Source organism: Candidatus Pelagibacter communis (genome assembly GCF_001179845.1).
Lineage (GTDB): Bacteria > Pseudomonadota > Alphaproteobacteria > Pelagibacterales > Pelagibacteraceae > Pelagibacter > Pelagibacter ubique_Q.
Window position 1 is genome coordinate 1 of sequence record NZ_CVSB01000027.1, and the last position, 14,705, is coordinate 14,705.

A 14,705-nucleotide genomic window follows, 5' to 3' on the forward strand; every position below is an offset into this window, starting at 1 on the left:
TTTTTATTATATCTCCTCTTACATGGCTAACTTTGAACCAACCAGATGGAGATACACCCATTTTGTTCATCACGGTAATACTTATTCAACAGAAAATCCTTTTGATCATGAAATTGAATATGGAAATGATTTAAAAGAGACACCAAAAAGATTAATTATAAATATTATTCCATTTTTAGATTTAATATTTTTTAAAAAACATATTTCTTTCGAAATTATTCAACATGCCTTAGGAATAAAAACAAAAGTAATGCAAGATAGCATTCCAGAAAATGCTCAATCAAAAGCAATTTTTATATCAAGAATTTATGTTTCTATTTGGCTTTCAATTATTTTGTGGTCTATACTAGTATCATCTTGGATGCCTTTATTATTTTTTGTGTTACCACAATTTTATGGAAAAACTTTACATAAACTTGTTGCATTTACTCAGCACGCAGGTTTAGCTAGAAATATTAAAGATCATAGAGTTACATCACGCGAGATGTATTTAAATCCAATACTAAGTTTTTTATATTGGAAAATGGAATATCATTTAACTCATCATATGTTCCCAACAGTTCCATCATATAACTTGGACAAATTGCATCATCATATTAAAGATCAATTACCAAAACCAAATGATGGATTAATAGATGCTTATAAAGAAATTATTCCAGCTTTAATTAGACAAAAAGAGGATACAAGCTATTTTATAAAAAAAGAACTACCCGAACCTCAAAATATTTAAAAATATACTAAGTATGATTTTACTTACTTGTCCTATTTAGATAAGAAACTATATATAACGCATGACAAAAATTACTTACCACACACATGATAATAAAACTCACACAATCGATGTTCAAAACGGTTTAACTGTAATGGAAGGTGCAGTGCAGAATGATATTCCAGGAATTGATGCAGATTGTGGAGGTGGAATGGCGTGTGCTACCTGCCACGTTTATGTCAAAGAAGAATGGTTAGATAAGCTTCCAGCAAAAGAGGATGGTGAGGAAGATATGCTTGATATGGCTTTTGAACCAAAAAATAATAGTAGACTTAGTTGTCAGTTGATTGTTTCAGATGAGTTGGATGGTTTAGAAGTTAATATTCCATCAAAGCAAGGTTAAATGAATAAAACAGATGTATTAATTATTGGAGCAGGGCCAACAGGTTTATTTTGTGCTCATCAACTTGGAATTATAGGATTAAGTTGTGAGATAGTCGACAATTTGGATAAAGCTGGTGGTCAATGCATAGAGCTTTATCCTGATAAACCCATTTATGACATTCCAGCTGTACCAGAGTGCACTGGGGAAGAGCTAACCAATAATCTTCTAAAACAAATCAAACCTTTCAATGTTAAATTTCATTTAAACGAAAGAGTAGAACGACTTAAAAAAAATGAAAGTCGATGGCATGTTAAAACTTCGGGTGGAGTAGAGTTTGATGTTGCAGCAATTGTAATAGCTGGTGGTGTTGGTTCTTTTGAGCCTAGAAAATTTTCAGTAAAAGAATGTGAAATATTTGAGGGTAATTCTTTATTTTATTCAATAAAAGACAAATCAATTTTTAAAGACAAAACTATTTCAATTTTTGGAGGGGGTGATTCCGCTTTAGATTGGGCTATTGAATTATCAAATACATCTAAAGTAAATTTAATTCATAGAAGAGATGGATTTAGTGGAGCAGAATCCAGTGTTCAAAAAGTAAAAGATCTTAATGAACAAGGAAAATTAAATTTATATACAAAGTATCAAATGGACTCCTTAAGTGGAGATAAACAAATTGAAACTGTTAAAATAAAACATGATAAAGGAGAAATTAAAGAAATTAAATCTGATTATGTATTAGGTTTTTTTGGTTTGATTATGCAACTTGGTCCTATTTTAGATTGGGGTTTAAATATAAATAAAAAAACTATTGAAGTTAATACTGAAAATTTTGAAACTAATGTAAGTGGTATATTTGCAATTGGAGATATTTGTACTTATCCAGGAAAATTAAAATTAATTCTTTCAGGGTTTCACGAAGGTGCATTGGCAGCAAGAGGTTGTTTTAAATATGCTAAACCAGATGAAAAATTAAGATTTGAATTCACAACAACTTCTAAAGCTGCACAAGAAAGACTTGGAATTAAAAAATGATAGAGCTTTTTTCTGCTAATACTCCAAATGGATGGAAAATAAGTATTATGCTTGAAGAAATTGGTTATGAGTACAAGTTAACTAAAGTAGACTTAGGTAAAGATGAACAATTTAAACCAGAGTATTTAAAAATTAGTCCATTTGGAAAAATTCCTGTCATCATTGATCATGAGAACAATAAAAGCATATTCGAGTCTGGTGCAATCTTGATGTATCTAGGTGAGAAAAGTGGAAAATTTTATAATGAAAAAGATAGACTGGTTATTAATCAATGGTTAATGGCTCAAATGGGAACTGTAGGTCCAATGATTGGTCAACATCACCAGTTTCATCATTACAATCCAGGAAAAAGTGAATTTGGGGAAGAAAGATACTTTAAAATTACCAAAAGAATTTATGGAGAATTAGATACAAGATTAAAAAAATCTAAATTTCTTGCAGGTTCAGATTATACAATTGCAGATATTGCAACGTGGCCATGGATGGCAAGACACGAATGGCATGATATTGGATTAAAAAATTATAAAAATTTATCTAGATGGTATCAAGAAATATCAAGTCGTAATGCGGTTATAAAAGGTTATGATATTTTTAAAAATGGTTCAAAGATTCCAATTCTTTAATCCCTTTGTTTACTTGTTTTAATATTTAATTTAAATTAACCTAATTTAAATATGGCTGAGGTTTATAAATTAGGTATTTCAAGTAATAACAACCAACAAATTAATGAAGTAAACTCAATTGATGTTTTGGCAAATCAAGGGGTAATTGGAGATAGACATTTTAAAGAATTTAATGATCCATATAACCAATTATCTTTAATCGAGTCCGAAAATATTGATTATTACAATATCAAATATGGACTAAATATTCCGTACATAGACTTTAGACGAAATATAGTCACTAAAGGAATTCAATTGAATGATTTAGTTGGTAAAAAGATTTTAGTTGGTAATGTAAAAGTTGAAGGTATTGATTTATGTCGACCATGTAGACATTTAACAGAAGTTCTTGGACAAGATAACATTTTAAAAGAATTTTTAAGACGAGGTGGTTTAAGATGCCAAGTGCTGTCTTCTTCTAGTATTAAAATAGGTGATAAAATAAAAGTTTTAGATTAATTTAAAAATCAATCATCAGCATGAACTTTTTCATTTTTTTCATGCTTTTCTTGAGCTGCAATAGTATATTTTGCTACCGGTCTAGCCATTAATCTTTTTAATCCTATTGGTTCTGCTGTATCTAAACAATATCCATAAGTATCTTCTCTAATTCTTCGTAATGCCTTATCAATTTCAGATATTAGTTTAATCTGTCTATTAATTGCTTTCATTTCTACATTGCTATCAATATAGGAGTTTGCTTGATCAACTATATCTGCAGAAATATTATTGTCATCCATACTACCATTATAAAGAGCTTCATTATTAGCTTTGATTAATTCCTTTTTCCATTCAGTCAGTCTCATTCTGAAATATATTTTATGTTTTTCACACATATATTTTTCAGTATCTTTTGGAACATAAGTTTTTGAAATTTTTACAGGACCTTTGGGCGCAGCTTTAGCTGCAGCTGATTTTGCCTTACTTACAACTTTAGTTTTTGGTTTTGATACTTTTTTCTTTGCTTTAGCAGTCTTTGGCATTACGTAATTTTAATCGCTCGCAGTATATTCAGCAAATTAGGGGTGTCAAGCAAGCTTAATTGATATAAATATTTATAAATGACCATTAATAACAAAAATATTGATAATGTTTTTTATATTTTTGCTACAGCTCACCTAATTTTTTGGACGTTGATTCCATCAATTACAAATCACAATTTACCATTGGATACTATCGAACATTTGGCATGGGGAAGTAATTTAGATTGGGGTTTTGTTAAACATCCACCAATGGTTGCTTTTTTTCCGGAAGTTTTTTTTCAGATTTTTGGTCCACAGGACTGGGCTTACTATTTGCTTAGTCAAATTTTTACAATTATTTCTTTCTATTATGTGTTTAAATTTTCAAAAGAATTTTTTAATAATGATATAAAAAGTTTAATTTCCGTTTTATTAATTGAGGGAATTTTTTTTTATAATTTTACAACCCCAGAATTTAATGTAAACGTTTGCCAGTTACCCTTCTGGACACTAACTGTCTATTTTTCTTGGAAAATTTATGATAGTAAAGAAATTAAATTTACTGATTGTTTATTAGTTGGGTTATTTGCAGCTTTTGGATTTTTATCTAAATATTTATTTATTTATCTTCTAGCATCAATAAAACTGCTGTTTATCTACTTGTTATTTTTTAAAAAAGATAGAAAATTTGATTTTAAATATCTTATTACTATTGAAGTTTTTTTAGTTGTTTTAGTTCCACATTTTATATGGCTATATAACAATGATTTTATTACTATTACCTATGGATTAGCTAGAACTGGATTAGAACAATCTAGTTTTTTAGACCATATAAAATTTCCAGTAATTTTTTTGTTAAAACAGGTTGGATTACTAATTCCATTCTTATTTTTATTTTGGTTATTAGTGAAAAAAACTAAATTTGATTTCAATTTTAAAGATAAAAAATTGCTTTTTTTGCTGGTGATTAATATTTTGCCGATTATATTAATTTTTTTAACATCAGTTACTACAGGATCTAAAATACGAACAATGTGGATGACACCTTTTTATTTATTTTTTGGAACTTTATTTGTCTATTTGTTTCAAACTCAAATTAATATTAAAAAGCTAAAATCATTTATGATTGGATTTATTTTTTTATTTTTTTTGTCACCTATACTGTATGCTTATGTATCAATATCAAATAATGACAAAAGGACCGATTATCCTGGTAAAGAAATTGCTATTAAAACTCAATACGCATGGGACCAGCAATTTAAATCAGAAATTAATGTAGTTTATGGAAATGAATGGAATGCAGGAAATTTATCATATCATCTTAAGTCAAGACCTGTATGGGAAGGTCCTGTTGAAAGAGAAAAGCTTGATCAATTGAAAGACTACATGTGTCTTGATAGTGTCTGTGTAGGTTCAAGATAGATGAAATACGTAATTTTAATTCCAATTTATAACGACAGAGAGTCTTTAAAAAAACTGATAGAAAATATCAATTCTGAAATAAAAGATTTAAATCATGAGATATCAATAGTTGTTATAAATGATGCTTCTTCTCAACAGATAGTTGATACTTATCCAAATATTGAAAACATTAGCTCTTTTGAAATAATAAGTATGAAAGAAAATAGAGGCCATGCAAGATGTATTGCATCTGGTTTAAAATATATCTTTGAAAAAAAAGAATTTGATTTTGTAATTCCAATGGATGGTGATGGAGAGGATAGACCTGAAGAAATTAAAAATTTTATTCAACTTTCAAAGCAATCAGGCGAAAGACCAATTATTGGTGAAAGAGTTAAGCGATCTGAAGGTTTAGTTTTTCAATTATGTTATCAATTTCACAAACTCTTAACTTTAGCATTTACCGGACAATCAATTAAATTTGGGAACTTTACTTGTTTATCAAAATCAACTGTAAAGAAACTTTTAGATGAAAAAGCTACCTGGAATAGTTTTTCTGGATCTTTAAAAAAGATTGAAAAAGAATTAATTTCAATTCCTTCTACTAGAGGCAAAAGATATTTCGGTCCATCTCATATGAGTTTCTTTAATTTGTTAAAACATTCACTCTCAATAATTAGTGTATTTAGAAAAACTGTACTTATTCGATCAGCTTTGTTTATTATTTTTTATATTTTACTAATCAAAAGCTACGCTTCAGTAATTACCTCATTACCATTAGTTTTGTTATTGATAATGATTTATTCAATTTCTAGTTTAGCTTTAAGAGAAAATATTGAAGAATTTAATAATTCCTTAACAAATATTCATGATATTGATAAAATAAAATAATTTATGAAAAACTTCTTTAGAAAAGTTGCATTTGGTATTAGCCCTAACGATGAAGTTCCATCAGATCCATTAAATTGGGCACAAAATCAAGTCGATGAAATTCCAGATTTTTCGTGGAAAGGAAAAATATACTCTGAAAAAGAACTTAGAAAACATTATAGAGATTGGGTTTATGGTGATAGAGAAGTTTTACGAAAAAAATATAAAGATAACAAAACTCTTTATAAAACACACAAAGATATTTTAAGACACAAGACTGGTCAAAAATTTTGGGAGTCGCTAGAAATATCAATCAGACACAATGAAGGTATAAATAGTAAACACCCTGTGTTAGCAAAACTCTGGATGTTTTGGGGGAATTTTTTTGCAATTAGCGAAAAAGATTTTTTAGCAAATTATTCAACAGGCGCATATCAAAGGGAAATTATTTGGCCAAATTTAAATCAATCATTTGAAAAAATGGTTTATGATGTCACAACGTCATGGGCAATGATCCATCATCTAGATAATAGCGAAAGTGCAGGACCGAAAAGTGTTACAGCTAGTGAAGAATGGAGGCGCAGAAAAAAAGAACCCGCAACAATTAATGAGAACCACGGCAGAGAGCTCTTAGAATTACATACAGTTTCACCGAAAGCTGGATACACTCAAGAAGATGTTATTCAATTAGCTTATATTATGACAGGTTGGCAACATAGATGGAGTAAACGAAATTTAGAAACTGGTAATGTCTGGTTCAATTCAGAGTATCATCAAAGAGGAAAAAAAACTGTTTTAGGAAAAGAATATAAAAGAGGAAAAAAAGCTTTAGCAGCTGTGATCAAAGATCTGGTAAATCATCCTAATTGCAGAGACTTTGTTGCTGAAAGACTTTGTAGATATTTAATTACAGATCAGCCTACAAAAGATATGAAACAACCTATTATAGATGCTTTCAAAAAATCTGATGGACATTTACCAGAAATACACAAAGCAGCAATAAAGGTGGCATTTGAGTACAACGATAAATATAAAAAATTTCAAACGCCTGAAAATTGGTTAATACAAGTTGCAAAAATTGCTGATTTAAATTGGCCCCCATCACCAGAACTAATGGATAAATACGAGCTTGGTCAGAAACCGTTTGACTCTCAGCGAGAACCTGAATGGATTTTACAAAATATTGGTCACCATCCTTACAGAGCAAAACAACCAAATGGTTGGTCAGACCATTCTGATGACTGGATTTCACCAGAATTATTAATTAGAAGACTTGTATACGCAAAAGCAAGTTATAATTTTTCTAAAATGGAAAATAATAAAAATGCCGCATATTATGAGAGTATTGTTGAAAAAAATTTTGATAATCCAAGTAAAATAATGAAATATATAAACCAAAAAAATAGAGCTGTTGAAAAACACACTCTACTTTTTAACCACCCGGAGTTTTTAAAAGCATGAAGATATCAAGACGAGATTTTTTAAAAACTACAGCTTTAACGTCATTATATTTTGCTGGTTTTGGAGCTGCGAGCCATGCAAATTCAGGACCAAAAAAAAATCTAGTGATAATTATGTTGCGCGGAGGTATGGATGGCTTATGTGCAATTCCAGTCAAAGGGGATAAAAATTTTGAAAAATTAAGAAGCAAAATTAATCTTGATAGAACTTTAAAATTAACATCAGATTTTGATTTACATCCAGCATTAAAAACATTTAAAAGTCTTTGGGATCAAAATTTAAGTGCTGCAGTACATGCAACAAATATCCCTTATACCGGCAGATCACATTTTGATGGCCAAAACTTAATGGAGTCAGGTGGAAAAATTCCTTATCAAGAAAAAACAGGTTGGCTTGGAAGAGGAATGAAAGCAGCTGGGTTAACAGGTCAAGGGTTAGCTTTAGCTCTACCAATGCCTTTATTGATTAGAGGTGTTCCAAGAAACAATAATTATTTTCCTGTAGGGCGTAGTTTACCATATCCTGCAACTTTAGAATTAATAAAACAAGCATACAAGGAGCACGATGAAAAGTTATTAAGTGAAAATTTAGAAATCATTTTAAATAGAGATTTTAATAATAGATCAAGAGATGATGCTTGGATTTTAGCTTCAAGTGCTGGTACAGAGTTATCAAAACCTGATGGGCCAAAAGTTGCAGTTTTTGAAGTGGATGGTTTCGATACCCATGCAGCTCAAGGGGCAACTGATGGTGCTCATGCAGATTGTTTATCAGATTATGATAATATTGTCAGATCTCTTAAATCATCAATGTCTGAAGAGGCATTTAGTAATACTTTGGTTTTAACACTTACAGAGTTTGGAAGAACAATAAAGCAGAATAGTAGTAATGGAACAGAGCATGGTTATGGCTCAGCTATTTTAATGGCAGGTGGTCTAGTTAAAAAATCACAAGTTCATACAGATTGGCCAGGATTAAAGAAAAAAGAATTATTTGAAGGAAGAGATTTAAATTCCACAATAGATTCAAGAGCAATTTATGCTTCTGCTATGTCTACAGTGTTTGATGTAGATTTTAAAAAGATTACTAAAGAAGTTTTCTGGGGAGAGAATTTACCAAATTTATCTGATAAACTTTTTAAAGTTTAATAAAAAACTTATCCACAGCCTATAATTTGAATTGAAATAGTATTTTTTAAAATATAGCATTTCTGTCGATGAGAATTGAAGAAGAGCTAAAGCTAGATTATTCAGATGTACTGTTTAGACCTAAGAGAAGTACACTAAAAAGTCGTAAAGACGTAAATCTTCTTAGAACCTATAGGTTTAAATACAGTAAAAATGAATGGTCAGGCATTCCTATTATGGCAGCAAACATGGATGGTGTTGGTGAATTAGGTGTTGCTGAAAAATTAAATGAATATGGAATGATTACATCATTAACAAAACAACATGATGTAAAGAAACTTAAACAAAATAAAAATATTAAAAAAATCTTTCCTAATATTGCACTTAGCGTTGGTATAAAAAAAGAAGATTTTCAAAATTTAGATAAAGTATTAAAAGAATTTAGTTTTTTTAAATTTATTTGTATTGATGTTGCAAATGGGTACACAGAACATTTCACTAATTTTATCAAATCAGTGAGAGATAAATATCCAACAAAAACTATCATCGCAGGAAACGTTGTTACTGCAGATATGACACAAGAATTAGTTCTAAGTGGAGCAGACATTGTTAAAGTTGGCATAGGACCTGGAAGTGTTTGTACAACTAGAATTCAAACAGGAGTAGGTTATCCACAATTGAGTGCAGTAATTGAATGTGCAGATGCAGCACATGGACTTGGTGCGCACGTGATAGCAGACGGTGGATGCACTTGTCCAGGTGATGTTGCTAAAGGTTTTGGAGGTGGTGCAGACTTTGTGATGCTTGGAGGTATGTTAGCAGGACATGATGAGGGAAATGGTAAAATTGTTAAAGTTAATGGAGAAAAATATATAGAGTTTTATGGATCTAGTTCTGAAGTTGCTAATAAAAAACACTATGGTGGACTTTCAGATTATCGAAGTAGTGAGGGAAGAAAAGTAAGAGTAAAATACAGAGGTAAAATAAACGATACTATTTTGAATATTCTTGGTGGTGTAAGAAGTAGTTGTACTTATGTTGGCGCACCTTCACTTAAACAATTAAGTAAATGTACAACTTTCGTTAGAGTATCCAATCAGTTTAATGACAGTTTAATTAAATAATTTATTTTTCAAACTTAAAATTTTTTATATTTGTAGTTTCATATTTCTCAAAAGGCATATGTATCCAAGGAGAGTCTTTTAAATAATCTACAGAGTAATCAGGTTTAAATTTTGAAGTTGATTTGTGCCATATAACTGCTGTTTTAATTTTTTCATCTAAATAAAATCCATAAAAATGCTCTAACCATTTAATACTTTTGATTAAAGTTTTCCCAGAGTCTGCTAAATCGTCAACCAATAAAACATGTGAACCTAAGTTTGGAGTAGTTTTTGCTAAATCTCTTGAAAAAGTAAATTGTCCTTGTTGATTTTTAATATCATCACTATCACCATGATAAGATTCAACAGATAAGATAGCTAAAGGGACATTAAAAAGTCTGCTAAAAACATCTCCAACTCTTAATCCGCCTTTTGCAATACAAATAATTTGATTAAATTTTAAATTATCCTCATGAACTTTTTTTGCTAATTGCTCTATCTTCTTATGATAATCATTCCAAGTTATATAAATATCTTTCATAATTTTTTAAACGAAAATTGATTAAATCACTTATCTCAAAATATTCCAATGTTTAACTAAAAAAAATTTAACAACAACCACAGCTTTTTTTAGTAGCTTTTGGTTGTTCTTCATCTTGTGATGTTTCTAATTTTTTTTGATCATCTTCAAGAGCTTTTTGTTTTTTTGAAATTTTGTCTTCAAAGTAATCATAAAGGGAGGCAAAACCCAATTTAGAGGCTCTTTTTTCCTCATAATTTTTTCGCCCTTTAAGGTTTTCAATTATTTTAACTATTTCTTGATTTTGCATAATCTCTTTTTATTAAAAAGGTTAATTAAATCAAGCTTAATTCTTTAATAAATTAGTTGAATGTTAGCATGTATTTAATAATGTTATTTTATAACAAAGTCTGGTTGTGCTGACTTTTAAAAAAAGGGACAACAAAAAAGTTAACTTTTAAAAGAAATGCACATGATGAAAAAAATATTACTAATCATTATTTTAAGCTTATTAACTTCAAGCAATGTATTTGCTGAGAGATTAAATTGGTTTTTTAGTAAGTGGCTTTCTGAAAACGGACATCATCAATATTTAAATGAGCAAGGATCTCACAATCTAAATATCAAAATAAAAAATAAAGCATTTTCAGCTACTAATATTGCCTATCATTCAAACCCAAACAGAGATACGCTGATTTATTATTTATGGAAATATTCATATAGAGATAGAAGTCAACATTTAAAAGAGTTTAAACCGACAAATAGTTCCTACGATTTTAAATTTAACTTAATTGAGGATGAATTTATAAAAAAGCAAACGAAAACTGTAAAAAAGCAAATGAAAACCAAAGGTATCCTTAGTTATTTATATTATCAAGATGGTGAAGTATTAATTGATGAACTTTCTCCTAAAGAAAGACTGGGAGAGTTTTTGAATAATGAAACAAAATTTTATTCAATGTCAATGGGTAAGTCAGTAACTTCTTATTTAGTAGGTCACGCAATATGTGAGGGTTATATTGATGGAGTTGATGCTAGAGTAAATGACTGGCCTATAATAAAAGATTCTCTTTATCATGATCAAAAATTAATTAATTTTTTAAATATGAATACTGGTGATCAAAAATATATCGATGAATTTGAAGATGGTACCAGTAAATTAGGTGCATATGAAGATAGAGATATTGAACAAACCATGCGCTCTTACTTTAACAACGAAAATACAAAAAAATCTAAGGAGAGATACAATTACAATGGATTTGTCACTCAGTTAATTTTAAACTATATGAAATTTAAAATTGGTGAAGATTATGACAAATTTTATAGCAGAGTTTTCAACGATAAAATAAAGATCAAAAATAGCATTCGTTATGGCTACACTAGTTTAAATGAAAATTGGGGAAATGGACATCCTAACATAATGGCAACGAGATTTGACTATCTTAGAATAGCAAAAGCTATACTGGATGATTATCAGAATGATACTTGTGTTGGAAAATATTTAAAAGAAATTTATAAAAGAAGAATACCAAAAGGAAGCAAAGAAAAAGAAGAGCCCTTATTTAATCGTACAAAATCATACGGGGGTCAATTTCATATGGATTTTCCAGGATTAAAAGACAAAATTATATTTGGTATGGGCGGCTATGGCGGGAATATGATTTTAATTGATGTAGAAAATTCAAGAATATTGGTTGTTAATTCACTCCATTATAATAATGAAAAATATAAATATAATCACAAAAAACTACTGTACGATCCATTTAAAAAAGGAAAAGGTTAAATGAAAAAAATCTTAACAGTTATTTTTATATTAATATTTTCAACTTCTGCTTTTGCAAATAAAAATAAAAATACCTGGGATTATCCTCTAATAGAATATAGTGGATGGGTAATTAAAGGTTCAGAAAATCATTTCAAATTTCAATCAAATTTAAGAGAAGATAAAGACGTTCTAAAAGAATTTAAAAATAATAAAAATACAGGAATAATTAGTTATTTATTATTTGAGAACGATAAAATTGTTATTGATGTGTCTGATATTCCTAAAAAAATTAGCAGCGGAGATTACATAATTGATGGTTTGTTACCTTCACACTCAATGGGTAAAAGTTTAGTGTCTTATGTAACAGGGCACGCAATTTGTGAAGGCTACATTAATAACGTAAATGTAAAATTAAATGATTGGCCATTAATTAAAGATACTCTTTATGAAAATTCAATACTGCTTGATCTTCTAAATATGAAAGGTGGGGACCAAAAATGGGTTGGTGAAAGAAGAAACGTTGGTTCAGACAATAGGATCAAGGGTGGAAAGCCAGAAGAAAATGTAAATGTTATTGGTCTAGAGAAAGTAATGAATAAATATCTAAAAGGTACAGAAAAAAGTAAATTAATTTATAACTATAGCGCTCTAACTACCAATGTAATTATGAACTATGTAAAATTCAAAGCAGGTGATGATTGGGACAAATTATTACATAAAGTATTCAATGAACATGTTAAAGTTAAAAATAGTGTTCAATTTCAAAAATCTAATAGAAAGTACGCTAGAACAAAATTTAATTCTGCAAGATATTCTTTTTATGCAAATAGATATGATTATTTAAGAATTGCAAAAACAATGATGGAAGATTGGCACAATGATACATGTGCAGGCAAGTATTTAAAAACGATTTATAAAAATAGAATTAAAAAGAAAGATAACACAAAGCATGCAACTGATGTGGGTCTTTATACAAAAACATATGGTGGTCAATTTCACTTTGATATTTTTGGGATTGATAAAAAAAGAAAAATTATAGGATTGAGTGGATTTGCGGGTCAGCAAATTTTGATAGATTTAGATAATAAAAGAATAATTGTCGTTAATTCACTTTATAGAAATTATAATTGGAAGAAGATTATTCATTCGGCAATTAAAGGTTAAATGAAAATATTTCTAGGATTAGTAATTTTTTGCTCTCTATGGTGCAGCAGTGTATTTGGATTAAGTTTACCAAAAGATGTAGTCTCAGGAAGCAAATTCAAAAAAAGTTTAACTGGAAAATATTATAAAAAGTATGGAATGGAAGTGGTTAATAAATCAGATGGCCATCCAGTACGTGCGGGTGAAAAATCTATAAGGTTTGAATTAAGAGCTGGTGATTGTGGTAAAGATACAGATGGTAACTGGAATGATTGTAAAAAAAATCGTGAAAGACATGAGTTGAGTGCAAGGCTTAGAGTTAGCAAAGGAGATAGATGGTATGCTTGGTCAATTTATATGCCTGAAGATTTTAAAAATGTTGATCCTGTATCAGTTATACTTGGTCAGTTTCACCAAGAAAAAAAACATGTAATTTGGATGTTTAAAAATAAACGTGGTGGATATTGGATCGAAAACTATGTTCCAGGATATACTGTAGGAAGCACTCAAATTTTATCTAAAGAAGAGTTGTTAGGAAAATGGAATGATATTTTGGTAAATGTTAATTGGTCACACAAAGACGATGGTTATTTTAAATTATGGGCAAATAATAAATTAGTTCTTGATTTTAAAGGTGCAACAAAATCTAAAGGCGTTAAAACATATTTTAAATTTGGAATTTATAGATCTAAAGTGAGTATTTATAAGCAGATACATAAGAAAGACATACCCATACAAGTAGTATATTTTGACGAAGTAAGAGCAAGTAAGAAAAAAGAAGATGTTATTAAGAATTTGAAATAAAAAAATTTTTAGCAGCAACCGCAGTTTTTTTATTTAAAAAACCAGATAAATCAACCTCTAATAGTTGGCAAACTATAGAAGTCAGCTGTATCAATTTTAGAAGAATATTGCCTTCTCATGTTCCATTTTTTATGAACCCCAGCACTAGCGACACTTAAAGTAGATCTTCCATATCGATGATTAGTATTATCAATTGATCGCATTAAACTATTTATTTTTTCATCTTTTTCAGAAGTAAATAAATTTGTTTTATCACTAGCATTCGACAATCCTGTTAGCATCACACCTGCTTTTTGATAACGGTAACCATTTTTAAAAATACTTTCTAATATTGAAACTGCTGTCTTAACGGTTTCAATACTGTTGTTTGTTGCAATTGGAAAATCAACTGTCTTTGCATTTGAGTAATAACCAACGTTTCTTTGGAAAGGGCTGGTTCTAACAAAAACTGTAATTGCTTTTGCAACTAACGACTCTGATCTAATTTTTTCAGAGGCATTTAAACAATAGTTAGCAACTGCTTCTTTTAATTCCTGAAATGTTTCAATTCTTTTTCCAAATGATCTTGAAACAACACAACTTTTTCTTTTAGTAGCAGTTGTTTCTAATCCAATACAAGAAATTCCTCTAAGCTCCATTGCAGTTCTAGAGCTTAAAACATTAGAAGATTTTTTGATCCAGGTATTAGATTTATTTTTTAATTGCTTAGCATTATAAATTCCATGCTTTTGATAAAATTTTGTAAGTTGTCTACCAAC

General features: G+C 29.3%; 17 protein-coding genes. 13 read left to right on the top strand and 4 right to left on the bottom strand.

What is annotated here, in order from left to right; translation table 11 throughout:
• The 5 genes from AMN81_RS01985 to AMN81_RS02005 form a co-directional block, all read left to right on the top strand.
• The coding region (locus AMN81_RS01985; protein WP_218836704.1) for a fatty acid desaturase at positions 1–730 on the top strand (730 nt) is incomplete at its 5' end.
• Between the two features lie 61 nt (positions 731–791).
• Positions 792–1,112, top strand: a complete 321-nt coding sequence (locus tag AMN81_RS01990) for a 2Fe-2S iron-sulfur cluster-binding protein (RefSeq protein ID WP_072090471.1) — start codon at positions 792–794, stop codon at positions 1,110–1,112.
• On the top strand, positions 1,113–2,129 hold the full coding sequence (locus AMN81_RS01995) for an NAD(P)/FAD-dependent oxidoreductase (protein WP_072090472.1): 1,017 nt from the start codon (positions 1,113–1,115) through the stop codon (positions 2,127–2,129).
• A complete protein-coding gene (locus AMN81_RS02000; RefSeq protein ID WP_072090473.1) occupies positions 2,126–2,752 on the top strand; it encodes a glutathione S-transferase family protein in 627 nt (208 codons plus the stop codon). The genes AMN81_RS01995 and AMN81_RS02000 overlap by 4 nt, the downstream gene beginning before the upstream one ends.
• 51 nt (positions 2,753–2,803) lie before the next feature.
• On the top strand, positions 2,804–3,250 hold the full coding sequence (locus AMN81_RS02005; protein WP_072090474.1) for an MOSC domain-containing protein: 447 nt from the start codon (positions 2,804–2,806) through the stop codon (positions 3,248–3,250).
• 8 nt (positions 3,251–3,258) lie between these two features.
• Here AMN81_RS02005 and AMN81_RS02010 read toward each other — a convergent pair whose 3' ends face one another.
• A complete protein-coding gene (locus AMN81_RS02010; RefSeq protein ID WP_072090475.1) occupies positions 3,259–3,774 on the bottom strand; it encodes a TraR/DksA family transcriptional regulator in 516 nt (171 codons plus the stop codon).
• Between the two features lie 78 nt (positions 3,775–3,852).
• Here AMN81_RS02010 and AMN81_RS02015 point away from each other — a divergent pair, with 78 nt between their 5' ends.
• The 5 genes from AMN81_RS02015 to AMN81_RS02035 all read left to right on the top strand — a co-directional run bounded on the left by AMN81_RS02015 (position 3,853) and on the right by AMN81_RS02035 (position 9,736).
• Positions 3,853–5,175, top strand: coding sequence for a glycosyltransferase family 39 protein (locus AMN81_RS02015; protein WP_072090476.1), 1,323 nt, complete (start codon positions 3,853–3,855; stop codon positions 5,173–5,175).
• On the top strand, positions 5,176–6,045 hold the full coding sequence (locus AMN81_RS02020) for a glycosyltransferase (protein ID WP_072090477.1): 870 nt from the start codon (positions 5,176–5,178) through the stop codon (positions 6,043–6,045).
• Positions 6,046–6,048: 3 nt separating this feature from the next.
• Entirely contained in the window at positions 6,049–7,485 is a 1,437-nt protein-coding gene (locus tag AMN81_RS02025) for a DUF1800 family protein (RefSeq protein WP_072090478.1), read from the top strand.
• The gene (locus AMN81_RS02030) at positions 7,482–8,633 is read left to right on the top strand and encodes a DUF1501 domain-containing protein (RefSeq protein ID WP_072090479.1); all 1,152 of its coding nucleotides are present in this window, start codon (positions 7,482–7,484) and stop codon (positions 8,631–8,633) included. Before AMN81_RS02025 ends, AMN81_RS02030 begins: the two co-directional genes overlap by 4 nt.
• 68 nt (positions 8,634–8,701) lie before the next feature.
• Positions 8,702–9,736, top strand: a complete 1,035-nt coding sequence (locus AMN81_RS02035; protein WP_023854918.1) for a GMP reductase — start codon at positions 8,702–8,704, stop codon at positions 9,734–9,736.
• 1 nt (position 9,737) lies between these two features.
• Here the strand turns inward: AMN81_RS02035 and AMN81_RS02040 are convergent, their stop codons facing one another.
• The gene (locus AMN81_RS02040) at positions 9,738–10,256 is read right to left on the bottom strand and encodes a phosphoribosyltransferase (protein ID WP_072090480.1); all 519 of its coding nucleotides are present in this window, start codon (positions 10,254–10,256) and stop codon (positions 9,738–9,740) included.
• Positions 10,257–10,323: 67 nt separating this feature from the next.
• Positions 10,324–10,545, bottom strand: a complete 222-nt coding sequence (locus AMN81_RS02045; protein ID WP_072090481.1) for a hypothetical protein — start codon at positions 10,543–10,545, stop codon at positions 10,324–10,326.
• A 162-nt stretch (positions 10,546–10,707) separates the two neighbouring features.
• Here AMN81_RS02045 and AMN81_RS02050 point away from each other — a divergent pair, with 162 nt between their 5' ends.
• From AMN81_RS02050 to AMN81_RS02060, 3 genes are read left to right on the top strand one after another with little or no spacing between them, the layout of a single operon-like run.
• Positions 10,708–12,018 carry a hypothetical protein gene (locus AMN81_RS02050; RefSeq protein WP_143312055.1) on the top strand — a complete coding sequence of 437 codons (1,311 nt, stop codon included), beginning with the start codon at positions 10,708–10,710 and terminating at the stop codon, positions 12,016–12,018.
• Positions 12,019–13,164 carry a hypothetical protein gene (locus tag AMN81_RS02055; RefSeq protein ID WP_072090483.1) on the top strand — a complete coding sequence of 382 codons (1,146 nt, stop codon included), beginning with the start codon at positions 12,019–12,021 and terminating at the stop codon, positions 13,162–13,164.
• Positions 13,165–13,947: a polysaccharide lyase gene (locus tag AMN81_RS02060; RefSeq protein WP_072090484.1), complete on the top strand. Its 783-nt coding sequence runs from the start codon at positions 13,165–13,167 to the stop codon at positions 13,945–13,947.
• 50 nt (positions 13,948–13,997) lie between these two features.
• Here AMN81_RS02060 and AMN81_RS02065 read toward each other — a convergent pair.
• On the bottom strand, positions 13,998–14,705 hold a 708-nt coding region (locus AMN81_RS02065; protein ID WP_143312056.1), incomplete at its 5' end, for a DinB/UmuC family translesion DNA polymerase.